Source organism: Enterococcus sp. MMGLQ5-1 (genome assembly GCF_013155265.1).
Lineage (GTDB): Bacteria > Bacillota > Bacilli > Lactobacillales > Streptococcaceae > MMGLQ5-1.
This window is the reverse complement of sequence record NZ_JABJXU010000016.1, coordinates 1-25485: the sequence shown is the minus strand read 5'-3', so window position 1 is coordinate 25485 and position 25485 is coordinate 1. Positions and strand designations below refer to the sequence as shown.

General features: G+C 36.1%; 23 protein-coding genes. 7 read left to right on the top strand and 16 right to left on the bottom strand.

Annotation, left to right across the window (positions count from 1 at the left end):
- Positions 1–2: 2 nt before the first annotated feature.
- From HOY35_RS12175 to HOY35_RS12165, 3 genes are read right to left on the bottom strand one after another with little or no spacing between them, the layout of a single operon-like run.
- Entirely contained in the window at positions 3–821 is an 819-nt protein-coding gene (locus tag HOY35_RS12175) for a Cof-type HAD-IIB family hydrolase (RefSeq protein ID WP_172214064.1), read from the bottom strand.
- Positions 814–1908, bottom strand: a complete 1095-nt coding sequence (locus tag HOY35_RS12170) for a glycerate kinase (RefSeq protein ID WP_172214066.1) — start codon at positions 1906–1908, stop codon at positions 814–816. The genes HOY35_RS12175 and HOY35_RS12170 overlap by 8 nt, the downstream gene beginning before the upstream one ends.
- Complete coding sequence (locus tag HOY35_RS12165) at positions 1905–3575, bottom strand: sugar phosphorylase (protein ID WP_172214068.1); 1671 nt, start codon at positions 3573–3575, stop codon at positions 1905–1907. Before HOY35_RS12165 ends, HOY35_RS12170 begins: the two co-directional genes overlap by 4 nt.
- Before the next feature lie 80 nt (positions 3576–3655).
- On the opposite strand from HOY35_RS12165, the gene HOY35_RS12160 reads away from it, so the two are divergent.
- Entirely contained in the window at positions 3656–4402 is a 747-nt protein-coding gene (locus HOY35_RS12160; protein WP_172214070.1) for a MurR/RpiR family transcriptional regulator, read from the top strand.
- Between the two features lie 8 nt (positions 4403–4410).
- On the opposite strand, the gene HOY35_RS12155 is transcribed toward HOY35_RS12160, so the two are convergent.
- The 4 genes from HOY35_RS12155 to HOY35_RS12140 all read right to left on the bottom strand — a co-directional run bounded on the left by HOY35_RS12155 (position 4411) and on the right by HOY35_RS12140 (position 9373).
- Positions 4411–6024 (bottom strand): PTS transporter subunit EIIC, encoded by a 1614-nt coding sequence (locus tag HOY35_RS12155; RefSeq protein ID WP_172214072.1) that lies wholly within the window; start codon positions 6022–6024, stop codon positions 4411–4413.
- A gap of 455 nt (positions 6025–6479) precedes the next feature.
- Positions 6480–7598: a Xaa-Pro peptidase family protein gene (locus tag HOY35_RS12150; RefSeq protein ID WP_172214074.1), complete on the bottom strand. Its 1119-nt coding sequence runs from the start codon at positions 7596–7598 to the stop codon at positions 6480–6482.
- A 97-nt stretch (positions 7599–7695) separates the two neighbouring features.
- Positions 7696–8169 (bottom strand): Rrf2 family transcriptional regulator, encoded by a 474-nt coding sequence (locus tag HOY35_RS12145; RefSeq protein ID WP_172214075.1) that lies wholly within the window; start codon positions 8167–8169, stop codon positions 7696–7698.
- Positions 8135–9373 (bottom strand): threonine/serine exporter ThrE family protein, encoded by a 1239-nt coding sequence (locus HOY35_RS12140; RefSeq protein WP_172214077.1) that lies wholly within the window; start codon positions 9371–9373, stop codon positions 8135–8137. The genes HOY35_RS12145 and HOY35_RS12140 overlap by 35 nt, the downstream gene beginning before the upstream one ends.
- A 251-nt stretch (positions 9374–9624) precedes the next feature.
- On the opposite strand from HOY35_RS12140, the gene HOY35_RS12135 reads away from it, so the two are divergent.
- Together HOY35_RS12135 and HOY35_RS12130 are read left to right on the top strand one after the other, a co-directional pair.
- Complete coding sequence (locus HOY35_RS12135; RefSeq protein WP_172214079.1) at positions 9625–10461, top strand: YitT family protein; 837 nt, start codon at positions 9625–9627, stop codon at positions 10459–10461.
- Between the two features lie 15 nt (positions 10462–10476).
- A complete protein-coding gene (locus HOY35_RS12130; protein ID WP_172214081.1) occupies positions 10477–11409 on the top strand; it encodes an L-lactate dehydrogenase in 933 nt (310 codons plus the stop codon).
- Positions 11410–12616: 1207 nt separating this feature from the next.
- Here HOY35_RS12130 and HOY35_RS12125 read toward each other — a convergent pair.
- The 3 genes from HOY35_RS12125 to HOY35_RS12115 all read right to left on the bottom strand — a co-directional run bounded on the left by HOY35_RS12125 (position 12617) and on the right by HOY35_RS12115 (position 14690).
- A complete protein-coding gene (locus HOY35_RS12125; RefSeq protein WP_172214083.1) occupies positions 12617–13540 on the bottom strand; it encodes a phosphatase PAP2 family protein in 924 nt (307 codons plus the stop codon).
- Positions 13541–13683: 143 nt separating this feature from the next.
- The gene (locus tag HOY35_RS12120; RefSeq protein ID WP_172214085.1) at positions 13684–14160 is read right to left on the bottom strand and encodes a glutathione peroxidase; all 477 of its coding nucleotides are present in this window, start codon (positions 14158–14160) and stop codon (positions 13684–13686) included.
- A 128-nt stretch (positions 14161–14288) separates the two neighbouring features.
- Positions 14289–14690 carry a transcriptional regulator gene (locus HOY35_RS12115; protein WP_172214087.1) on the bottom strand — a complete coding sequence of 134 codons (402 nt, stop codon included), beginning with the start codon at positions 14688–14690 and terminating at the stop codon, positions 14289–14291.
- Positions 14691–14778: 88 nt separating this feature from the next.
- Here HOY35_RS12115 and HOY35_RS12110 point away from each other — a divergent pair, with 88 nt between their 5' ends.
- Positions 14779–15678 (top strand): YafY family protein, encoded by a 900-nt coding sequence (locus tag HOY35_RS12110; RefSeq protein WP_172214089.1) that lies wholly within the window; start codon positions 14779–14781, stop codon positions 15676–15678.
- Positions 15679–16036: 358 nt separating this feature from the next.
- Here HOY35_RS12110 and HOY35_RS12105 read toward each other — a convergent pair whose 3' ends face one another.
- A complete protein-coding gene (locus HOY35_RS12105) occupies positions 16037–16369 on the bottom strand; it encodes an antibiotic biosynthesis monooxygenase (protein WP_172214091.1) in 333 nt (110 codons plus the stop codon).
- A 248-nt stretch (positions 16370–16617) separates the two neighbouring features.
- Here HOY35_RS12105 and HOY35_RS12100 point away from each other — a divergent pair, with 248 nt between their 5' ends.
- From HOY35_RS12100 to HOY35_RS12090, 3 genes are read left to right on the top strand one after another with little or no spacing between them, the layout of a single operon-like run.
- The gene (locus HOY35_RS12100) at positions 16618–17220 is read left to right on the top strand and encodes an MptD family putative ECF transporter S component (protein ID WP_172214093.1); all 603 of its coding nucleotides are present in this window, start codon (positions 16618–16620) and stop codon (positions 17218–17220) included.
- Positions 17217–17918: an energy-coupling factor transporter transmembrane component T gene (locus HOY35_RS12095; RefSeq protein ID WP_172214095.1), complete on the top strand. Its 702-nt coding sequence runs from the start codon at positions 17217–17219 to the stop codon at positions 17916–17918. The genes HOY35_RS12100 and HOY35_RS12095 overlap by 4 nt, the downstream gene beginning before the upstream one ends.
- Complete coding sequence (locus tag HOY35_RS12090; protein ID WP_172214097.1) at positions 17896–19365, top strand: ABC transporter ATP-binding protein; 1470 nt, start codon at positions 17896–17898, stop codon at positions 19363–19365. The genes HOY35_RS12095 and HOY35_RS12090 overlap by 23 nt, the downstream gene beginning before the upstream one ends.
- Positions 19366–19430: 65 nt before the next feature.
- Here the strand turns inward: HOY35_RS12090 and srtB are convergent, their stop codons facing one another.
- The 5 genes from srtB to HOY35_RS12065 form a co-directional block, all read right to left on the bottom strand.
- On the bottom strand, positions 19431–20192 hold the full coding sequence (gene srtB, locus HOY35_RS12085) for a class B sortase (protein WP_172214099.1): 762 nt from the start codon (positions 20190–20192) through the stop codon (positions 19431–19433).
- 1 nt (position 20193) lies between these two features.
- Entirely contained in the window at positions 20194–20967 is a 774-nt protein-coding gene (locus tag HOY35_RS12080) for an ABC transporter ATP-binding protein (protein ID WP_172214101.1), read from the bottom strand.
- A complete protein-coding gene (locus tag HOY35_RS12075; protein ID WP_172214103.1) occupies positions 20957–21937 on the bottom strand; it encodes an iron ABC transporter permease in 981 nt (326 codons plus the stop codon). The genes HOY35_RS12080 and HOY35_RS12075 overlap by 11 nt, the downstream gene beginning before the upstream one ends.
- Positions 21938–21941: 4 nt before the next feature.
- Positions 21942–22829, bottom strand: coding sequence for a heme ABC transporter substrate-binding protein IsdE (gene isdE, locus HOY35_RS12070; protein ID WP_172214115.1), 888 nt, complete (start codon positions 22827–22829; stop codon positions 21942–21944).
- A gap of 730 nt (positions 22830–23559) precedes the next feature.
- On the bottom strand, positions 23560–25485 hold a 1926-nt coding region (locus tag HOY35_RS12065; protein ID WP_172285846.1), incomplete at its 5' end, for an NEAT domain-containing protein.

The following is a 25485-nucleotide window of genomic DNA, read 5'->3' as shown; positions in this document are numbered from 1 at the left end:
ACTCACTCCTTATCATAGTTACCATTTAATATTTCTTTAATTTTTAATAAAACAGCTTGCTCATTGTTGGTACCGATTACTTCATCTGCAAGCGACTTAATTTCTGGCTTGCCATTACCCATCGCAAAAGAAACACCACTCTTTGCAATCATTTGAGAATCATTCATATTGTCACCGAAGCTTGCCACATCCTCAGATGAAATATCAATATGCTTTAATAACCGCTCTAAACCAGTTCCTTTATTAACTCCTTTTACCACAACATCGACTGCAATATGACCACTTGTCACTGCATATAACGTTTGATTAAAATATTGATTAATCATTGCTACACAGTCATCAATAACAGAAGGCTTGAAATTAAATGCTAGTTTTAAAATTGGTTCTTCAATTTGACTAAAATCATCAATCTCTACTATATCTTGATAGAATAAGCTAATTTTTTCTTTGTAGCTACAATCATATTTTTTTAAATAATAGGCGTGCTGACTACCAGACATAGTTAAAAAGGTGTCCTTAAATAAAGGATTATTATCAATTATTTCCAATAGAGACGTTAATTCTGCTTGTGGAATAAATTGTTGACAGATTGTTTGATTGCGATAAACGATATTGGCGCCATTTTCGGAAATAATACCTATATTTTCGGAAATTTTCGGAAAAAGTGCTCTTATTCGCTGAATTTGATTGCCCGATGAAACAATAAACAATCGGTTTTGTTCACACATTTTTGAATAGATCTCTTGAAAAAGAGCAACATCATAGCTACGCTGATCATCTAAAAACGTACCATCTAAATCTACAGCAATACCTTTAATCAATTCGCTCACCTACCTGCATTAAGTGAATCATATTTTGCGCTAAATAACGCATATTAATCAATGTTCGCTCCTTTACCATCGCATCTGCTAAGCTAATCGGGCGTCTTTGGATACTAAAAGTCGCCATATACTTAGCATCCCCTTCAAAATCATCATCAATTGAACCACAAATGGCGACAACAGGTACTTGGTAACGTTGCGCAAGCGTAGCAACACCGGCCGGCACCTTTCCCCTAGCAGTTTGCTGATCTAATTTACCCTCGCCTGTAATCACTAAATCACTTTCCGCAATCCTTCGCTCAATGTCAAGCATTTCTGAAATCGTATTAAATCCTGGCGCCAACGTTCCACCAAGCATCACAATTGCACCGCCCAGTCCACCAGCGGCACCCGAGCCAGCAATTTGATTAATATCAGTATCAAATTGAGCAGCCAAGGCCTTGGCCTTTTGGTCTAATTCTACTAGCTGCTGTTTACGACCACCTTTTTGAGCACCAAAAATTTCAGAAAAGCCGTTCGTACCTGTATAAGGGTTATCAACATCACATAGACCAACCAAAGCTATTGGTAGGGTAAGCTTTGGTAAGCTTGTTAAATCTATTAATGGATTTCTTGATGGCATTTCACAATCGGACAATGCCAATAATAATCCCAAGCCACCATCATTAGTCCCACTACCACCTAAGGTAAAAATAATTTTATCTACTTTTTTTTCAATGGCATCTTTAACCAATGCACCTAAACCAAAGGTCGAGGCCGTTTCAACAATTTCAGGACTAGGAATCGTTTTATCAAGCCCAATCACACTCGCGCTTTCAATTATCGCTAGCCTAGCGTCTTGATACTCAGTTAGTAAATAGGTCGCTTCGATTGGACGATGAATCAAGTCAACGGTCGAAACAGTAATAAAATCGCCACCTAAGCATGAGTAAATCGCCTCTATTGTACCTTCACCACCATCAGCGATACTAACAGTATCCGTCTTAATTTTAGGATTTACGACACGAATACCGTCCGCAATCGCTTGATTTAATTCTGCCGAACTCGCGCTTCCTTTAAAGCTGTCGATTGCAATGACAATTTTCATACAAACTCCTCTAGCCATACATATTGATATGGCGCTAATATTTGATTCTCCTCAAAATGCAGATCAGTAATTAAGTCCTTACCACTGATTTTTGGCAATATAACTGACTCGCGACTGATATTAACGACGGATACAATTGAACCTGCTTTAGAGCTTCTTCTAACCGCAAAAAGTCTTGTATCCAAATCTAAAATCTCTTGATCGTTGTAGGGACTAAAGACTGAGTTATTTTTTCTAATTTTAATTAATTGCGCAATACCATGATAAATTTGTTGACGATAGGCATCTGCTTGCAGTTCCTGATACAATTGATTTTTTTCAAGCTTCTGACGATTAATGCGACGATTAATACCCGAAGCATTTAAACCTTGGTAATCATTTTTGGAGCCAAAAATTGAATGGTAATAAATTGCTGGTACACCCATCAAAGATAGTAAAATGGCATGAGCCGCAAGCATCTTCTGTGGCGTCTCTTCAGGATGTGCTAAATCTTTTAATGCCTCCGAGTAATTAATATTCATTTCATATACAGATTGTGTACCGTCTGTATTTGTTTTCATTGAAACCTTACCACCATTTTTTTCAACGTGTGCTACCATCTGATTAATTTCCTTTTCAGATAATATATTTTCTACAGGTCGCAAACCAATGCCATCATGACTTGCTAAGAAATTAAAATAAGTCGCTTTTGAGCTAACTCGATGAATTGTTTTTGCCCAGTCGCTTATTTTTTGAGCATTACCACTGATAAAAGTATGTAAAGTGAGCGGTGGCAAAGGAAATTGATAAACTTGATTAGCTTCATCATCATTACCAAAATAGCTGATATTTTCCTGATGAGGTACGTTCGTTTCGGTAATAATTTGCGTGTGAGGTGCAAAATAGTCTAATAGCGTTCGCCATAATTTAACAATTTCATGTGTTTGCGGTAAATGCATACAAGTAGTCCCTGAACTTTTCCACATGAAACCAATAGCATCTAAACGAATTGAAGTCGCACCTAAGGCACTATAATTTAATAATACCTCTGTCAAGCGCGCCAACATTTTTGGATCACGCACATTGGTATCAACTTGATCTTCACTAAAGGTCGTCCAAACTCGCTTCTTATCTTGATTAAGCTGATAATCATGGAAAAGTGGGGAAACTCTAGGGCGAACTACTTTTGAAGCATCAAAATTTTCATCATATTCAACAAACGCCGCTTGAAAATCCGACTGATTATTTAAAAAATTTTGAAACCATTCACTAGACTGACTCATATGATTAACCACAAAATCAAACATTAGCCGATTTTGATGAGACAGCTGGGCAATATCATCCCAATCACCCAAACGCTCTTGAATTTGATAATAATCAACTACCGAAAAGCCATCATCAGAGGTATATGGAAACATCGGTAGTAGGTGAACATCTGAGATGATATCGGCTAATTTGTCTCTTAGTATATCACCCAATACCTGTAAACTTGGACGATTCCCTTCAATGAAGCTATCACCGTAGGTAATTAGATAAACATTTTCGTGCGTAATCGCTGTTCGTTGCTTAAAATTAATCTTTTCAAATTGATTAAATAATTCATCAAATAATATTTTGGCTTCATCAAGTTGCTTATCAATATAAATAGCTTCTAAATGTTGATTTATCTTTTCTTTTATAACAGACATATTGCCTCCATTTATTATATCCACGGTAGTAGACTTTTTTTATTTTTTTAGTTAAAGTTATCAAAAGAGGTGAATCAATTTTGTATTTTTATGACTTATTAAAAGAAAATCGACTAAAACTTAATGCAAATGAAGAGGAAATTTTAGCATTTCTTCTAGCGCACTCAAATATCAAACAGCTGGGCATTCGCTCTGTTGCTGCCCAATTCTACACTGCACCTAATACAATTACTAGAATGGTTAAAAAATTAGGCTTTAGTGGCTATTCTGAATTTAAGGACGCTCTATTCATCAGTCAAAACGAACATCAAAGCTTTGCTGACTTTACCTCTTTAGATCAACAAATCGTTAAAACAAAACAATTGCTAAATCCGGAAATCGTACAGGAAATCATCAGACTAATTCATCAGGCCGATAAAATATTAATTTTAGGCGTAGGTCTATCACGCTTACCATCAGAAGAGCTAGATAGCTATCTCAAGCTGATTGGCAAACAAACCTTAACTTTTATTGAGCCTCATCTAATGCTACATGCTGCAAAAAAATTAACCCCGACGGATCTTTGTATCGCCTTTAGCATTTCTGGTGAAACCGAAAATATTATTAAGCCACTTAATGTTGTCAAGACAAATGGCGGACGAACAGTCAGTATCACAGGTTTTTCTACCAACAGACTCAGTAAGATTTCCGATTATCAGCTTTATGGTTTAACTAGCAAGCTGATTATTGATGGCTTAGATAGTGCCGATCGCTTAAGCTTTCATTATTTAGTCAACACGCTTTTCACAGAATATATCAAGCGATATTATCCTGATATTTTCGCCTGAACTAAAGACTAATCTTCTGAGAAGTGTCCAGCTTCCTTGACCTTAAGGGCAATTGATTCTACTTGAGGCCCATAAATCACCTGGAGATTAGTCTCATTAATTTTTGAAAGTCCAACCGCACCAGTTGATTTAAGCTTCTGTTCATCTGCTAGGCTGACATCTTTTAAAACTAATCTTAATCTTGTAAAGCAGTTATCAATCGAAACAATATTCTCACGTCCACCTAGCCCATCAATAATAATTTCTCCCAAGCTCTGTGCTGGATTCGTTGCTTGATTATCCGCTTTTTCAACAGATGGAGCAATAGAGTTAACCTCCAAATCCTCTCTGCCCGGCGTTTTAATATTTTTACGAATAATAATAAATTTAAAGAAATGATAATAAGCTAGCGCATAAAAAATACCAATAATAATTTCAAAGAACCACTTAGTTTCAGTGCCTCTCAACACACCAAAGACTGCTAAATCAATAAAACCACCTTGAACATTTCCAATTGAAACCTCTAATAAGCTAGTAAGCATAAATGAAAGACCACTCATTAAAGCATGAAAAATAAATAAAATTGGACTAACAAAAATAAATGAAAATTCAATCGGTTCCGTAATCCCCGTCATGAAGCTAGCAATGGCACCAGCAAGCAACAGCCCCTTAACGCGCTTCTTTTGAGATGGACGAGCAGTTTGATACATCGCATAACAAGCCGCTGGCAAGCCAAATACCATAAATGGAATTTTACCTTGTGCTAAGAATCGTGTTGCTTCGCGCATAATATCCATATTTGGACTGGTTTCTGTCAATAGTCGATTAAATATATTGAGAGAACCAACAATTTGCTCACCGTCAATCATAGCCGTACCACCGATGGGCGTAAAACGAACTAATTGATTCAAAATATGATGTAGCCCAGTAGGTACTAATAAGCGCTCCAAGGTACCAAAAATAAATGTCCCAAAAAGACCTGCTTCAGAAATTAATGTCCCGATTGATTCAATTGCATATCCCAAAAATGGCCAAATCAAATACATGAGAATTCCGAGAATTGGTGCGAAAATTGTGGTCATAATTGGTACCAAACGCTTACCACCAAAATAGCTAATCGCTAGTGGTAGCTCCGTCCGATAAAAACGGTTATGAACGGTTGCTACAAGCATACCTACTACAACACCACCAAAAACATTCATTCGATAAGTAAAAATACCTAAAACAGTTTCATATAAAGATGCCATTCGAGTCGCATCTAAGGTTGATTTACCTGATTCAACCAATGCCTCAACTGAAAAGGTGCTCGCATTAATCCCTTTTAGATTTAAAAAATAACTAATCGTAATATGCATTAAAATAAAACCGATAACCGCTGAAAATGCTGCTGTTGTTTTCTCAGATCGCGCCAAACCAATTGTCACTGAGACAGCAAATAAAATTGGTAAATTGCCAAATAATGCACTAACAATAGCACGTATAAAACCAATGCCATTTTGCACCGCCGTTATTGAGGTAAAGCTTTCCCCTACAATCGCCGGATTTTGCAAAACAGAAGCTAATCCTAAGAAAATCCCCGCAGCCGCAATTATTGAAATTGGCATCATTAATGATTTTCCTAATTTTTGCAAATACTCTTTCATAACAAACCTCCAATAGCTCATTTTTTATTCTATAATTAGTATAGCCAACAATGGTTGCGCTTACAATCGACTGGCTAGCTTTCAATATTTGTATACACAATAAGCTAATTTATACATTTCAGTGTAAAAATACACAATTAAACTCCGAGATTATAAAACAAATTCTTTATCAACAATAAAAAAGCATTGACTCAATTAAGAAAGAATCAACGCTTTTATATTATTGAACATTAGAAGCTAAATTAATATACATAACCTATGCCATTCAATTGCTTCTTTTGGAAAAATACTTATTAAAAACCGTTTTGAAAATAGCCGCTACTGCTCTATAAATTACAAATAAAGACTACTCCAGTAGATAAGATTTGCTTAATCGCACTTGCAAGTATGACTTTAGCTTTTAGATTAGCTTATAAATGAATCAAGTAGCTTTAGGATACAATTCGTTACTTAATTTAGGAAAGTATCAGCGATTCTAAATCCAGTGGCGCCTCAGTTAAAAGTCGATAACCATTAGACGTAATTAAAGCAGTATCCGAGTGTCTAAATCCACCCAATCCCTCAACATATAAACCTGGTTCTACCGAAACAACCATATTGGGTACCAATTCAGTATCGTTACCTTGAGAAAGGGTCGGCTCTTCATGGTTATTTAAGCCGATACCATGACCCGGACGATGTAAGACTTTGTCTGCCACACCCTCTAGTTCAAAATAAGCCATAATTGCTGATTCAATAGCTGAGGCCTGAACCCCGGGCTTAAGCATTGATAGCATAATCGAACGAGCATGCATCATTGTTTCAAAATAAAAAATCATTTCTGCTGTTGGTTTTTCAGTGAAAAATGTACGTTCACATTCGGCTGCATAGCCATCCAATTTAAAAATTGCAATATTAACATTAGCACCCACCCCAATTTTTGAATTAAATTCTGGAATACTGTGAGGCATATAACTAAATTCGGCGGGCCAAACAGCATTTTGAGTTCTATTATGGATACTCTGGTACTGCGCCAGCTCCTTTTGAAAATATTTACTCGGAATCATATAAGTTTCTAATACTGTCGTACCCGTTTGAGCAATTTCCAACGTTTTATTCACCACATTACTGGCAATTTTACAAACTCTTTCAATTTTTTCAATCTCATAATTGCTTTTCACCATTCTCAATTGACTGGCCCAGTTCTCTACTTTCCACTCCTTCGCAAATGGCTGAGTGATATAAAGCGGTGCATTATTTTCAATCGCAATATGATTAATACCCTTAAGATGCGTTGCTAATTTATCATACCAATTATCACCGGATTTAGAGGTCACATCAAAATAGCTATCAATCTGATATTCAAAATAACTAACTTGAACATGTGATACTTCTAGCTTTGGAACAATAAAAAGCGGTGCCTGATTAGCATATACTAAAAATAAAAACGGGCGTTGCTCTGGGCTATATTCAATATTCGTGAAATACCAAATATCCTCAGCATCAGTAATAATATATACTTCTACCCCTTCATCGCGCATTTTATTTTGTAATTTTTTAATTCTTTCATTTATTTCAACTTTTAATTTACTCATTTTGGCCTCCCGATTCATTTAGCACTTTGACTTATAATAGATTAAACTGGATTATACGATTAAGCTGCCAGAACCACCACCTTCAGTTAAAAATTCACTAATCATTCTTTTTATCCGACCAGTTTACGCTTACTAGATTACCTGCACTATCCTTGGAAATTAATTCAGACAGGCTCATCTTAGAAAGCGTTGCTTGAACTGCCATTTGAGTTTCAGACAAAATTTCCTCTACACGTTTTTCTTTTTGATAAACTTCACTCGAAAGTCCAAATAATCGGTGAATAAAATCCAGATCAAGCGTATTAATTTTCTCCAGCGGATTCATCGCCTCATAAACATCATACAAAGTGATTGCTTGGATCGGCTTAGCCAGTCGATAACCACCCGATTTGGAGGCATCTGATTTCAACAGCTTTGCCTCAACTAGCTTACGACCAATTTTCAAAGTATAGGAAGTAGAAAAACCCATTAATTGACTAATTTCTCTGGACTTTAAAGTTGCCCCATCAGGTAAGGTAGCAATTACTAAGATGAAACTAATTGCCTGAATATAGCTTTGTGAAAATTTCATAAAACCACCTTCTTATTTTAAATAATAGTTTAAATATTTCATCTCCAACTAAACTGCCACATGCCATGCCGATTAGACTAAATAGTATATTGCCTAAAATAGCTTGTGTATCAAATTTGTTGGTTATAATCCACTGATCAAATTCCAAAAAAAGAGTAATTCCAGGCACAACTGCAACTAAGGCAGGTACAAAAAACATCGTTAAAGGTACTCGAAACTTTTTTGCAAAATAATGAGAAATCAGCGATAAAACCACAATACACAAAAAACTATTTATAAAGCTATTGTCAATAATCATGAGACTCAATACATAAGTACACCAGGTAAAGGCGCCTGCAACACCGATGGGTAGAAACAGTTCGCGTTTAGTATTAACCGTTACTCCGAAGGCTATTGAACAAATCATACTACCGAAAATATGAATGATTAAGGGCACTTTAGTGATCATCAAATATCCCGAACCCATTGGTACAAAAGGAATCATACTTACTAAGGTCACACCAATAGACAAAGAAGCCAGTGTAGTTAAGCTCTCTAAAATCATAATTGGACCTGAAACATAGTAACCCTCTAACAAATCATGAAAGCCATTCGTCAATAAAATACCTGGCACCAAGGGAATAATTGTTGCAATATAAATTAATGTCGGATCTAAATGAAAAAAAGTACCTATTAGCGCTCCTATACCACCTGAGAAAAAGGTTGCGCAAATTTCAGATAAAAAAATATTATTAATAATATTATTCTGTAAGAATAAAAATATTTGATTAGTCAAAATACCTACTAATGCTGCCAGGACAATCTGAATGAACGAACCGCCTAAAATAGTGATTAAGCTGGCACTTAATAATGCATAAGCTAGCCAATTTTTAGAATATCTAACTACACTCTTTTTCTTTTTTTCTATCATTAATTGCAACTCACTAATTGAAATATTTTGCTGGGCATACTCCCTTGAGAGCTGGTTAAGCTCGCTAATTCGCTGCAAATCATAATTGCGATTGGTAATTGTCACAAAATCAACCACTTGTCGATCCGACCGTAAAAAAATACTATTGATCGTAACCTGAATATCAAAGGCTAATTTTTCATCATTAGTCAAAAACGCTGAATTTTTAACTAGTCGTGCTAAAGTATCCTCTACTCGTTTTAACTCAGCACCAGAGGTCATCAATTCTCTACCAAGCAGTCTCATAGTATCCATAAGTATTCTTTTTTTATCCACCATAATTTTGTGGTAATCACTTCCTTTTCCGACAAATCTATAGATTCAAGCAATCCGCGGACAAATCTTATCTTAAGATAATATGCTCGAATTCAAAAAAAGTCAAGAATAATGGATAATAAAATAATTAATAAATTCATAAGATTATTTATAATTAAATACACAAAGACCGTTTTTTTCGTTAATATATATTTATCAATAAAAATTTATAATTTGCTAAGGAGTAGCACATGAAAGTCCTTAAGATTTATCTGAAAATTTTTATCGCACTACTAATCTTAGCAGTGAGCATTAATATGTTTTTAGGACCACACCACATCGCTGCAGGCGGTGTCAGTGGTCTTGGGATTATTGCTGAATATACACTGGGTTGGAATAAAGCCTATGTCATATTTGGACTTAATCTCATCATGCTAGCTTTAGCTTATTGCTTTCTTGGCAAAGCAGTCTTCTCAAAAATGCTATTTGGTAGCTTCGTCTTTCCAATTGCAATTGCCATTGTTCCTGAAATGATGTTAACTTCTGACCGTCTGCTTTCCGTACTATTTGGCAGTGGTATCTTCGCAATTGGCATTTCTATCCTCTATCGAAACAATGCCTCCAGCGGCGGAACAACCATTCCACCATTAATTTTACAAAAATATTTTCATCTCAACCCTTCGATTGGTTTATTACTTACCGATACAATTGTCGTCACAATCAGTTTATTTTCATTTGGCATTGAAGCATTCCTTTTCGCCATCTTATCCTTAATTATTACCTCTATCGTGATGAACTATATTGAAACAGGAATTAATCGCAAAAAATCAATTATGATTATGAGTGAAACAGCACTATCAGAAATTCAAGAAGCCATTTATAATAAAGTGTCTCGTGGTGCTACCTTGTTAGATGCTAAAGGGGGGCATACGCAAAGTGCTAAGCAGGTATTATTAGTAGTCGTTAGTGATCAAGAATTTCCAATTGTAAAATCAATCGTTCAAGAAATCGATCAAGAGGCCTTCGTTATTGTTAATCAGGTCGCTGAAGTGATGGGAAGTGGTTTTAGCTACCATCCAATTGAATAAAAGGAGGAATTAGCTATGGGAAAAATTATTTTAGTCGGCAATGGTGATGTTGGTTCAAGCTATAGCTTTGCCTTAGTGGCACAAGGCATCGGTCAGGAAATTGGTATTATTGATTTAGATGAAAAAAAAGTACAAGGAGATGTCCAAGATTTAGTACATGGCTTGGCATTTATCGGTCCTAAATCAATCTATGCTGCACGCTATACCGATTGCCATGATGCTGATTTAGTGGTTATTACTGCGGGAGCTGCTCAAAAGCCAAATGAAACACGTTTAGATTTGATTAAGAAAAATGCTGCTATTATGAAGGAAATTGTCTCTCAGGTCATGTCTAGTGGCTTTGATGGTATCTTTCTTATTGCCAGTAATCCAGTTGATGTTTTAACACACTATGTTCGAAAATTAACAGGCTTGCCAAAACACAGAGTGATTGGTTCAGGTACCTCGCTTGATACAGCTCGATTACGAAATAGTATTGGGGAAAAAGTAGGCGTTGACCCACGAGATGTTCAAGTTTATGTCTTAGGAGAGCATGGTGATAGTCAGTTTCCTGTCTGGTCTCATGCCAATATCGGCGGCTTACAATTAAACGAATGGTCTGCGCTACACCCTGAGGTATCGAAGGTCGAATTTAATGAAATTGCTGAAAGTGTAAAAAACGCTGCCTATGAAATTATTGAGGCAAAAGGATCGACACATTATGGGATTGCCATTGCACTTGCTCGAATCACTAAAGCTATCATTCACGATGAAAATGCCGTGCTCCCTGTCTCAGTTCATTTAGCAGGTGAATATGGTTATCACAATGTATGTATCGGATCGCCAGCCATCATTAACCAGGCTGGTGTTAAAGAAATCATAGAATTTCCCTTGTCGATAGAAGAAAAAGCACTAATGAAGGCATCAATTGAGCAATTAAAAGAGATGCAGGGCGGCTTGTCCAAGTGATTTGATAATATCAAAACGGTGTTGGGACAAAAGTCCTAGCACCTTTCTTAGTATTCGTAATTTACAAGGCTAGTCGACACCTAAGCGGAAAATCCGCTAAGGCACGTTGTCCCTAGCTTTTTCGTAAGTCGCTGAAGCGACAGCCTTAATGCCATAGGAGAATAGACAAATTGCCGAATATCCTCTAAAAAGCTGAAATGACTGTTTAGCGTGAATGGGTTAAATCAACTAGAAAAGTAGCGATACAAGTACGTCTTGCATTTTGGCAAAAATCGCCAAAGTACATGAATGCAAGACTAGCTTGTCCACACTTTTCTGAAAGAGTTGATTTAACACCTTGTTGTTGTAGAAATTTAGGAAAAAGACGTAAGCGAGCTTATCTAAAAGGCTGAAATGCCTTGCTCAGAAAGTTGAAACATAAGCTAACTCTGCGTTTATTTACTCAGGCAGACTTTGCCCGAGCGCAGAGTGTACTTATGTGAGACTTTCTAGGCATTGAAGCTGGATTAGCTTGTGCGTACTTTTTCTCTAATTTCCTAAACGCTGGTTGTTGAAGCTAGATTGTCTAAAAAGCTGAAACGGCTTGTTTTGAAAGTTGAGCATAAGACTGAAAAATAGTAAAAGCGTTCTTTGCCATGACGACTTACTCTCCGAGATTTCAGAGTGAAATTTGAGGCAGTTAGTCGGCAAGGTATGCAATTGAACTTACTTTTATAAGCGACCAAGGAGCGCTTTAAAAGTTTAGTTCAATGGTTGCCACGAATTATTTTTTCAGCTTATGCCGATACTTTCAAGCTGTTAAAGCTAGATTTTCTAAAAGGCTGAAACGGCTTGCTTTGAAAGTTGAGCATAAGACTGAAAAATAGTAAAGGCGTTCTTTGCCATGACGACTTACTCTCCGAGATTTCAGAGTGAAATTTGAGGCAGTTAGTCGGCAAGGTATGCAATTGAACTTACTTTTATAAGCGACCAAGGAGCGCTTTAAAAGTTTAGTTCAATGGTTGCCACGAATTATTTTTTCAGCTTATGCCGATACTTTCAAGCTGTTAAAGCTAGATTGTCAAAAAAGTGTAAACGGCTTATTTTCACAGCTTTATTCAGAGATAGTAAGCACCTTGTTTTACGATTTTTTGACAAGGCAATTTAGCATATTTTCGACATCGTTAAACGTCTTTTGTCCTCCTCCAATTTATATTAAAAATACCGGCTAAACATCCAAGCTTGTACCATCAAATCTTTGGTTTAAAAGACGTGAAACAGCATAAATCACCAAAATTGAAATGGTTGAGCCCATCGTAACATCACTGAGAAAATGCGCACCAATCCGAACTCTTGAATAGGCCATCAAACAGCCAAAAACACAAGCAAATAGATAAACCCTTTGACGTTTTGCTTGTTTTGTTGCTTGAACAAATAACGACAAATACAGAGCTAGCCAGCCTTGCTCTGAATGACCTGATGGAAATGATTTATGACCATTGGCGCCATTAATTTGGAGCCAAGAAGTATATTTTGACCAATCATCTTGTAATTCATATGGTCTCAAGCGCCCCCATAAATCCTTCATCGCATCAACAATTGTATTAGCTGTAAAGACAGCAACAATGCCACCTAAGCCAATCCAGACTAATCCCTGTAGCTCCACTAGTGCCTTATCCTTTAACCAAAGATTACAAAAATAAGAGCCGATTGCGACCGAAAGAATCGTAATGATAATTAAAGCAGCACCATACCAATTCGGCAGCTCTAATGCACCACTACCATCATTATTCGCGGCACCTATTGGTAAATCATTTTTAATATTATGTAATGAGCTGACTGTATAATAGAGGGCATATTTAACAGTCTGCCACACTTCATAAGCTCCGCCAGCAAGTGCAAGGATATAGATACTACTTTTGGCAAAAATATTTAAGCTACTTTTGATTGCAAAATAAATAAAAATTTGCGTAGACATAAAAATAATAATACCTGCAAATATCAAACCATAATTTTGGAATACAGTTGCAAAATATGAATTTTGATTCATTAACGCTTGACTAAGCTGTTGATCCCAAATACCACCAATAAATAATAAAATAATAATAATTGTCAAGATAGTTAATTCTTTTTTTTCTTTGATAAATGTCATGATACCTCCCTAATTTTTGTTATCTTATTAATAACAAATAAATATTATAAGAGAGTTATGAAAATTACATTTATTTTCTGTAAAAAAAAAGTGTTATTTAATAATAAAGAAGCATTTCATTTTGAAATGCTTCTCCTGAGATACTATTCTGCTAGAGTTTCTTCAATATAAGAGGTCATGGATTCTGGCGTCGTTTGTGGTGCAAAACGCTTTACCACTTCACCATCTTGATTAATTAAAAATTTCGTAAAATTCCACTTAATTCTCTTACCACAAATTCCTGAAGCTTGACTCGTTAAATATTTAAATAGTGGTGAGGCTGCGTCACCATTAACATCGGCAATTTGGTGCATTGGAAAGCTAACGCCATAGGTTGTTCTACACGCCTCCGTCGCTGCTTCAGTCGATGTTAATTCTTGTTTAAATTGATTAGACGGGAAACCGAGTACAATAAGCCCTCTTGATTGATATTGCTCATATAATGCCTCTAATGCTTTAAATTGTGGCGATAAACCACATTTTGTCGCCGTATTGACAATCACCAAGGTTTTTCCTCTATAACGGTCTAAAGCATACGCCGTACCGTCTTCGGCAATCACTTTAATATCATAAATTGACAAATTAGTTACACCTTCCCTTCACTTGTTCTAGACAAGATAACAATTGATAAGTAAATGCCATCTTAAATAGCTAATTTTAGCTTAATCGCTCATTAAACAATAGTCAAAGAAAGTGCATTGAGTATCAGCTAGAGAATCGCTATTCTAATCGATACCTGCCCATTTGGCTCATATTTTTCATAATCAAAATGGTAGAGCCGACTAATTTTTTTATCCGCCTCGTCTGCCCAAATTTTTTGCCAGGTATGATAAACCCCCTGCTCATCTGATGAGTCAACAGGATAGGATAGCCAATTAAAATTAGCCGTGTCAAAATCCGAATGATCATCCGTTGCTCTGCAAAGTGATGCGCAATAATCACCCTGATAGTCTGATGAGTAGCGATGATAAACGCACGCAATCGTCAATCCTGATTTTAAAGCAGCTTCAGCAAGGTCAGCATTATTTTGCCATAAATTAATAAACTTATTTGTCATTTCTAAATCAGTAAAATTATTAGTGCGAATGGTTTCTAATATTTCAAATTTCATTTTATAGCCTCCTTTAGTATACTTAAAGCATAACAAATTAAAGTTGACATCATTTGTCTAGTTTAAATAAAAAATTGGGAGCTATTCGTTGCTAAAAAACAGGCATTTTAAAATTATTTACCATCTTTTATCTCAACAAAAAACCACAGCTTATGAACTCGCAAAATTACTAGAAGTCTCCCCGCGAACGATTTACAGGGATATTGACGTTCTATCTAGCCTTGAAATTCCGATTTATGCCGAAGCAGGTAGAAATGGGGGGATTTATTTATTAGATAATTATGTCCTTGATCGAGTATTACTATCAAAGGAAGAACAGCAGACACTACTGCTTGCCATTAACGGCATCAAAAATATTGATAGTCAAGGTAATCTAGCGGTCATAAGCAAGCTACAATCATTATTTAATATCCCTTTTGATAATTGGCTGGAAATCGAATTTAAGTCATGGCATGCTCAAAATCAAATTGATGATACCTTTGACATTATCAAATCGGCGATTCTTCAACGCAGACAAATAAATTTTGCTTATACTAATCTAAAGGGAATGATTGAAGCAAGAACCTGCAAGCCCGTTAAATTAATATTTAAGGCGCATTCTTGGTATTTACAGGCTTACAGTATTGAAAGGTCAGCCTTTAGGATTTTTAAAATTAATAGAATGCAGCAAATTCAATCAAGCGATGTAACCTTCTCACCAATTTCCGCGCCACCAATCGAAGCATATCAACAGGCAGAATATCTTGAACTAACATTATTATTTTCTAAAGCAGCACTTTATCGTGTATTTGACGAATTCAGTCATCGTGAGATAAAGCTAAAAAAAGACGGCACAGCGATGGTGACAACACAAATCCCAAATGAAGAATGGTTGATTCGCTATTTACTATCATTCGGAAAAAATGTGACTGTTTTAAAGCCGAAAAACATTCGCCACAAGCTAATGAAGGAAATTAAAAGCATTAGCTTACTTTATGACAATCAATAGATTAATAATCGTTTTCCAGCAAAAAACGAGCACCAGGTTACTCAATTCACAATACAGACAAATGCCTGAAATACAAGCAAGATTAGTCTATATCCTGTGGCAGCACATTTTGTGCTGCCTTTTGCGTTGCTCAAGCCTGCTTTAAATGTTGTAGTTTTATTGTGAATTTGGGATTGTTTCCGAAAAACAAAGCCAAATTAGACCAATAAAGAATGGGCCGAAATATTTATCAGTCAAATTTATTATAGAGTCAAAAAGACAAAGCACACTCTGAAAGTATACTTTGTCTGCGTTCAGAGCCGAGCAGAATAGTCTCTCGGCCTTTGATATTTTGATTAAGTAGTAAAAGCGTTGCTAGTTATTTAACAACCTCAAATTCAGTGATTTTATTATTAATAATCCCCGAAGGCTTACGTTTAGGTTTTTCTTCACTTGCTTGCTTTGCCTTGGGATGAAGATTTTTAAATGATTGTGTTTTTAACCAGTTTTTTTGGGCGGACTTATCTATCCAGCGACTTAAAACAACCAATTCTTTATATTCTGAATCTTCTTGCTGATTGAGTAATAATTCAAAATCAATAAAGCCCTCAACACCTGCCATATTATCCTTCGTATGTCGAGAAACAAATTGAGTGACTACTTTATCAGCAAATTCTGGTTCAATCTGAATTGTATTCATAACAATATACATCTATTTTCCTCCTTATCACATTGTCCTTTGACTAATCAATTATACTATTATTTATTCAAAATATTATAGAAAAATGCCTAGAGTCCTTAACAATACTGATGTTTTCTTATTATTAATTGAGCAGGCAGCACTTGTCTAATTAATCGAAATAATTTATAATTAACGAATGAGAATGATTATCATTATCTAGCAATTATTCCAGATATCAAAGGTATATCATTATTAAATAAGTAAATAAGGACGCGTAAATGACTAATAATAAGCTTAAAACAAAAGATTTAATCAGTATCGGAATCTATACTGCACTATACTTTATCTGTGTTGGTATCGGAACGCTGCTTGCTAATATCCTAATACCCGTATTTTCTTCAATTCTTATTCCTGGAATTGTGGGTTTAATCTCCGCTCCCATCTACCTACTCGTTTGTAGCAAAATCCCACGTTTCGGGGCGATCACAATTATGGGGCTTATCATGGGATTATTCTTTCTAATATCTGGACATTTTGCACTCTCATTCATCCCCTATGTTATTTGTGGTATTATTGCAGACTGCATCCAAAATTTCACTGGCAATCGTCAAAAAAATGCGACAAAAATTATCAGTTATATTATTTTCACCTTTGGCTGTACCGGACCACTGCTACCACTTTGGTTTATGAAGCAGGCATATATTGACAGCTTAGTAAGTCGTGGCAAAGATACGGCATATATCAATGATGTTTTTCAAAGTATTACACCTGCAACTTTTTGGATTTGTATCATCGCCACCATCGTTTTATCTTTGATTGGTGCAAGCATTGGTATTAAAATAATTAATAAACATTTCATTAGAAGGCCAATTGAACTATGAAGCTAAGTATTTCGATTTTTACAAAATTCTTTTTAATTTTTTTTGCGAATCTATTACTCTTTTTTCGCTTGTCACCTATCTTAGAGGCGATTATTTTATTATATTTATCAAGCTTATTTTTTCTAGTTGGTAACAAAAAGCTGGCAACACGCTGGCTATTAATTTCGCTTGGCTGTATTTTATTAAATCAGCTGGCGCTCCAGTTCACTTCAAATTTTCTAGGTCATCTTTTATTATTTTTCAGCTCTGGCTTAAAAAAATTACTTCCTGTGATTATTATCGGTAATTTCATTTTTGCCACAACTAAAATATCTGAGCTGTTCTATGGCCTTAAAAAATTACATTTGCCCAATTGGATTATTATTCCAATTAGCGTCCTTTTCCGATTTTTACCAACCATTCGACAGGACCATCAACAAATTAGGAACGCAATGAAGTTTCGAGGCATTGCAATCAATCAACGAGATTTACTAAAGCATCCACTGGAAACGTTAGAGTATATCTATGTCCCTCTGCTCAACAATGCCAATACTGTCGCTAATGATCTGACAGCTGCAGCGTTAACAAGAGGAATTACACATCCAGCAAATTCAACCTCACTTTACCTAATCTCATTTAAAAAAATAGATATAGCTATTTTTCTCGTCACACTATTAATGTTTGGAGGGGTCATCTATGCTCGAATTCAAGGCAGTTAATTTTACCTACCAAGAAAATAATATCCCTGCTATCCAAGATATTAATCTCACTATCAAGGCCGGAGAATTTATTGTGCTGACGGGCAAAAGCGGCTGTGGCAAAACAACACTTTCTAGGATCATAAATGGTTTGATTCCTGAATTATACGAAGGACAGCTTGAGGGCAATTTTTCAATTGATTCGACAATTAATTCCCAATCGGAAATATTCCAGTTTACAGAAAAGGTCGGGTCGGTCTTTCAAAATCCAAAAACACAATTTTTTACAACCGATGTACTAAGCGAGCTCGCCTTCCCTTGTGAAAACGTTGGTTTAGAGCGCCAAATTATTCAAGAGAGAATTATTGAAACAGCCAAGCAATTTGAAATTGAGCATTTACTAGATAGAGATATGTTCTCGCTTTCAGGTGGCGAAAAGCAAATCATTGCCATTGCTTCTGCCTATATGCTAAGACCTCAAATCTTAATATTAGACGAGCCTTCAAGTAATTTAGATTTTCAAACAACTAATAAATTGCAGAAAATACTAGCCAAATTTAAATCTGATGGCCTCACGGTTATTATTATTGAACACCGCTTATATTACTTAAGAATGCTAGCAGATTATTTTTGGATTATTGAAAATGGGCAGCTTATTGAAAAATATACACCGGCTCAACTCATTAATTTGCTAGACACTCAGCGTCAAGCGCTTGGCATTCGTGCACCAAAGCTATTCATTAATCCTACTCCAGTGAATAAAAAGACAACACCAGCTAAGCAACAACAGATCCTTAGCATTGCCAATTTAAATTATAAGTATCCGAAAAGCTCAAAGCTAGCCTTCTCCATTCAAGCACTACAAATTTCTAATCAAGAAATAATAGGTATTATTGGCGAAAATGGTGCTGGAAAAAGCAGCTTTGTCAAAGCGCTCTGTGGCTTATTGCCAAGTATTAGCTCTAAGCTAACTATGGACAATCAAGTATTAACTAAGCATAAATTAATTCAACAAAGCTTCATGGTTTTTCAAGATGTTAACTATCAGCTTTTTTGCGAAAATGTTCATAAGGAATTACTATTAAAGGCTAAGCAGCCAGAATTATTAGAGAAAATAGTCGTCGCACTTGATCTTAAAGCACTTTTACATCGCCATCCTTCATCCTTATCTGGTGGCGAAAAACAGCGTGTAGCAATTGGCTCGGCAATTTTATCTGGTAAAAAAGTAATCATTTTTGATGAACCAACAAGCGGTTTAGATTATTTTCATATGCAGCAGGTAATTCAAATGATCCATTACCTTCAAAGCCTAAATGTTATGATACTGATAATTTCCCATGATTTAGAATTTCTAAACGAAACCTGTCAGCGACTTTTAATATTTAAAGAAGGCCAGATTACTGATGATTTATCGCAAAAGCAGCTCACTGAATTTTGGCAATCCTTCCAAAATGAAAAAGTAAATTGACAATCTTTAACCAAAAAATAACCAACTATTCAAAATATCTCTTGAATAATTGGTTATTTTTAATTTTAATCAATTGTCGCTTTCTTTACAAGCTTACCTTGAACGACAAAGCGACCTTTTTTGCCTGCAAATTCTGTATCACAGGTGGATAATGTTAGAATTCGGTCTGTCGAGCTAACAGTTGTCCCAAAATCATACATACTACGTGTCACAGCCCCTTGGATATAGGCTTGAAAGGCTTCATCTGACGGAAATGCTGTTAGTAGATATTGGTCATTAGTAGTTGTCTGGTAGACTGAAAAAATTTCAATATCATAGCTTAAAGCAAGTGTATCATATTGGATTACGCGATGATTTTTAGCAAAATTTTCATCCAAATATCGATGTAAATCTGTAAACATTGTTTGATCATCAGAATAATGACCGTAAATGATTGTATTTTGATCAATAAACTCATTGCTATTACGATAATCCTTAAAAATGCTTCCAGTTGCAATGCTTTCTTTCTTGTAATTATGGGTTAAATAAAATTCATTATCCGTTGATTGCAAGATTGGATAATCAATTTTTGTATCAGCAATTTTAATCCAACCGTCAATATCACTATTGATATCCAACAATTCTTGAAATGAGGTGCGCGCCTCACGACTTGACAATATATCTGTCGTTTCAGTAATTGTTTTATTGCTGCTATATAGTTTTTGAATTTGTACCAAATCTTTTTGGTTTGTCTCCTGTTTATTTAAAATCAAAATGATTTGATAGGCTGAATAGGCAAAAACGAGCATAAAAAATCCGAATAATAAATTACGTAAAGTTGACTTCATCTCACACCTCAATTCCTCTTGCTGCAAAAAATGATTGCCCTGACGTATCGGTCAGCAATTCACCTGTCACACCAAAATATTCTTCAATCAGTGCTTGATTAAAAGCTTGTACTGTAGGGCCATTTGCTACTAAATTCCCTTGGTGCATAACTAAAAGATGATCACTATAGCTTAATGCCTGATTAAAATCATGTAAAACCATAATGATAGTCAAGCCAGTTTTTTTATTGCGTTTAATCAAGCTTTCAAATAGTTTGATTTGATGAACTGTATCCAAATAGGTGGTTGGCTCGTCTAAAAGTAAATATTGCGTTTCCTGTGCAAAAGTCATTGCTAAAAAAGCACGCTGCATCTGTCCACCGGAGAGTTGACTCATTAAGGTCGTTTGCAAAGCCTCCAAGCCACAATCAGCTAAAGCCTCTGTCACAATCTTTTCTTCCAATTTCGATAAGCGTAGCTGATACCTATGATAGGGTAAACGACCATACGCCACAAATTCCCTAACAGTAATTGGCTCCGTAAAAAAATTTTGCTGGGGTAAAAAACCAACCCGCTGTGAGTACTGACGCTTAGAAATATCCTTAATCTCCTGATTTGCAATTTGAATTTTTCCCGATAGTGGCTGTTTTCGATTTGCCAATAAATTTAATAGAGACGATTTGCCACTTCCGTTCGGTCCAATGACAGCTGTGATTTTGCCTTCCGGAATTTCAAAGGTTAAATCCTTAAATAAATGGTGGCTACCATAGCCAAAAGAAAGATGATTAATTTTCAAAGGCCTTCCCCCTATTCACAAAGACAATCAATAACGTAAGACCACCAATCATTAACAAAATATTATTGGCTGATATTTCAATCGGTAAAAACCAGCTTCGACCGATTGTATCAGCGAGCAATAGAAAAATGGCACCAACTAATGAACCAAAAGGCATTAAAAGACGGTAGTCATTACCAATCAATTTTCTACAAATGTGAGCTACAATTAATCCTAAAAAGGAAATGACACCCATCACTACTACTGTTGTTGCTGCTAAAGCAACCGCTATTACCAAAAAAATCGCTGAATATTGAGCTACCGGTACCCCTAAGCTATTCAGTGTAACTGTAGGTAAGCGCAATATATTACACCATTGGCTTAACAAGATCGAAATGATAATTCCAATGCCTACAATTAATCCTAAGACCTTAACCTCAGCCCAAGTTTTTTGCCCAAGACCATTAAGAATCGTGCCTTGACTACTCGTTGATAGAAATTGATTCAAAATTTGATTAATACCTGTAAAGCAAGCATTTATAGCAACTCCAAAAATAATGAGTGCATTTGAATGACGATGATTGATCCTTGATAGATAAAAGAGGATAAGCGCTATAGCTAGGCTAAACAGTACACTAAATAATAGATTTAAGTGCAATAGCTGGGGCATAGTTAAAATAACCAATAAATAAGCAAATTCTGCACTGGCAGAGATACCTAAAAAGCCCGCTTCAGCCAAATCATTTTTTGAAACCACCTGTAAAAGTAGAGCAGAAACCGTCAAGGCCGCACCAGAAAGCATTGCAATCAAAATTCTTGGAAGCCTCAAATCCTTGATAATATTAACCTGTGGGTCATCAGAAAAAAATTCTAACAATAGTTTAGATAATGGTAAACTGATGCTACCTGTATTTAAGCTCCAAATAAAACAAAGCATTAATCCAAAAAATGCAAAAATAAAAAATATAATTCTTATTTTAAGTGATTTCATCTAACTATTCCTTATACATAATTGAAATTAATTTTTCAAAGGCAGTAATGCTATCCAAGTTTGCCGTCATTCCAAAATACTCTGAATCTAGATCATAAACCTTACCATTTTTAACGGCTGAAAAATGTTGCCAAATAGCATTGGTTTTGAATTCCTGATTAAACATCTCAACAACCTCAGCCGGCATGCCGTGTGCTGCGCGTAAAATAATATCAGGATTCGCTTGCTGAAGATATTCCGTATTGGAAGCCAAATATTCGACTTTCTCGCCCTGAACAATATTCACACCGCCAGCCTCTCGTACCAAATTCCCAAGAAAAGAATTTTCAGTACAAACTAAATAGCTGCCCGGAATACCCATTAAAATTAAAACCTTTGGTTTTTCTCCTGCTGGAATTTTGGCTTTGGCATCATCCATTTGCTTTTTCAGTCCATCAACTAAATTAAGGGCTTCGATAGTTCGATTATATTCAGCACCAAGCTTATTAATTTCATCAAGCATACTTGAAATACTGGTAAAATCCAAAAAGCTAGCAGGAATATTTGCTGCCTGATAGTTCGCTTTTTGTTCACTTTCAAGTGTTTTTGTACCATACACCATATCTGGCTTTAATGAGGTAATCATTTCTAAATCAGGATTCATCGGTCCGCCAACTGTTGTTATCTCTTGATACTGCTTAGGTAAGGTTGTAGAAGTTTCAGGAACCCCCACCAAATCAAGATCAAGTTTGGCAAAAATATTAGTAATTGCTACTGTTGTTGCTATAATCCGTTTATTTGTCACCGATGACGTATCTACTTTTGCTTCAGCTGCTTCCTGACTTTTAGCTGTACAAGCAATAAGAAGGGGGCATAATAAACAAATTAATAAAAAACAAAGACGTCTTCTCATCACTCACTCTTTTCAATTCAATAACTCTTGCACACTCATCAAAATTTAAGAAGAAGGTGGGACAAAAGACGTTTAACGACGTAGAAAAAGTGCTAAATTGCCTCGTCAAAAAATCGTAAAGCAAGGTGCTTGCTATCTCTGATTAAAGCTGTGAAAAATAGACGAGTCATTCGTTTATTCAGTCAGACGATTTCTGTCTGACCGGATGACGTATCTATTTGAACAGATTTGAGAGAGAAAGCCCATCAAAACAAGGTGCTTACTCCCTCTGATTAAAGCTGTGAAAAATAGACGAGTCATTCGTTTATTCAGTCAGACGTTTTCTGTCTGACCGGATGACGTATCTATTTGAACAGATTTGAGAGAGAAAGCCTGTCAAAAAAAGGTGCTTACTCCCTCTGATTAAAGCTGTGAAAATAGACGAGTCATTCGTTTATTCAGTCAGACGATTTCTGTCTGACCGGATGACGTATCTATTTGAACAGATTTGAGAGAGAAAGCCCGTCAAAACAAGCCGTTTACACTTTTTAGATAATCTAGCTTCAACGGCTTGAAAATATCGGCATAAGCTGAAAAAATAATTCGTAGCAAAGAGCGCCTTTACTATTTTTTTGTCTGATGCTCAACTTTCAAAACAAGCCGTTTACGTTTTTTTAGACAATTAACCCCTAAATTACGAACATTACGAAAAGGATAAAGTCTTTTGTCCCAGCCTCTTCATTATTATTATTTAACTTATTCTACTCTTTTTTGAATTTCTTTTTAAAAGAAGAGCAAGTCCAATACCAACAGTTGATGTTACTAAACCAATTAAATAAACCAAAAGATGATCTTGAGTAGCTGTACTTGGATTACTCGTTGCCGCTACATTTCTAGTCGCAGTAGCTGTTTGATTATTTAACAAAGTCGGCTTATAGGCTTGACCATTGTCTGCTACTGGATTATTTGTATTTTGATTCATATCCGTATTGGGCTGTCCTGATTGACCAATATATGCTGGTGCATTGTCAGTCACATCCGTTAATGAATTTAAATCGAGTACCAATTGCACATCATATTCATGGTCATAATTAATTGCGGGTACAACAACATGAATCTTTAAATTTGTTGGACTATCAATCGTATCCACTGCCGTCTTAATCACTTTTGTACCAGTGTTATTACTATCCAAAGCAGAAGCTAAGGGCGCTATCGATTGACTCGTTTCAGAAATAACAGTTGGATTTTGATACTGACCATTGACAAAAAATTGAATTCCTTGATAATATTCTGGATTCGTCAAGGTAATATATAAGTAGAGCTGTCCAGATTCTTTAGTAATATAGAGTGGCTTTTGCGTATATGTATCCATCATCGAGGCTTCCGATGTACCCGGCTTAACAAAAGTAAAGTTTGAGGCATAAACATGCCCTTCTTTAATCTCAGATACCTTCTCAGGTGCTAATTCTACTAGCTCAGCAATCGCTGTCGTTAAGGCTGTCAACTGACTGTCAACTGACGACTGCGTTAATGTACCACTAGATAGTAAAGCCGCTGTCGCTGTAATTTGATTTTGTAGGCTCGTTAGACTAGCTGAGGTATATTTATCAGTTTGACTGACCAAGCCCTGAGCCTCAGCTTGCTTAGCCTCCAAAGCAGTTGTATTAACAACCTCTGAAGCGGTTGACCAATCAATCTTTAAATATTGCTTGATGCTATGCCCATCAGGGAATGGAAAGCCTGTCATATCAACAAAATATTTAACATAGAGCTGTTTAAAAACTGAAGCCGTCGAAATATCTGAATCTGACAAGCTAAAGGTCACCTGCGATGGATAGCCATCTGCATCCGTTGCATTAATAATAGCATCATCATAGCTACCGCTTGGACTGACATTTTTTAAATAAGCCGTCATGCTACCTTGGTCAGCACCTTGTAAATCAAGCGTCATTTCTCTAGTACCATCTGAGTAGGTAACTACTTTGGCTGTTGGCTTAACCCAATTAGATGAAACAGCTGACTGTGTACTATTCCACAGCTCTACTGGAACCGTTTCGGTCTTAACAGCTGAGGTGGGCTCTTTGACAAGTACCACTAGCTCAGCAATCGCTGTCGTTAAGGCTGTCAACTGACTGTCAACTGACGACTGCGTTAATGTACCACTAGATAGTAAAGCCGCTGTCGCTGTAATTTGATTTTGTAGGCTCGTTAGACTAGCTGAGGTATATTTATCAGTTTGACTGACCAAGCCCTGAGCCTCAGCTTGCTTAGCCTCCAAAGCAGTTGTATTAACAACCTCTGAAGCGGTTGACCAATCAATCTTTAAATATTGCTTGATGCTATGCCCATCAGGGAATGGAAAGCCTGTCATATCAACAAAATATTTAACATAGAGCTGTTTAAAAACTGAAGCCGTCGAAATATCTGAATCTGACAAGCTAAAGGTCACCTGCGATGGATAGCCATCTGCATCCGTTGCATTAATAATAGCATCATCATAGCTACCGCTTGGACTGACATTTTTTAAATAAGCCGTCATGCTACCTTGGTCAGCACCTTGTAAATCAAGCGTCATTTCTCTAGTACCATCTGAGTAGGTAACTACTTTGGCTGTTGGCTTAACCCAATTAGATGAAACAGCTGACTGTGTACTATTCCACAGCTCTACTGGAACCGT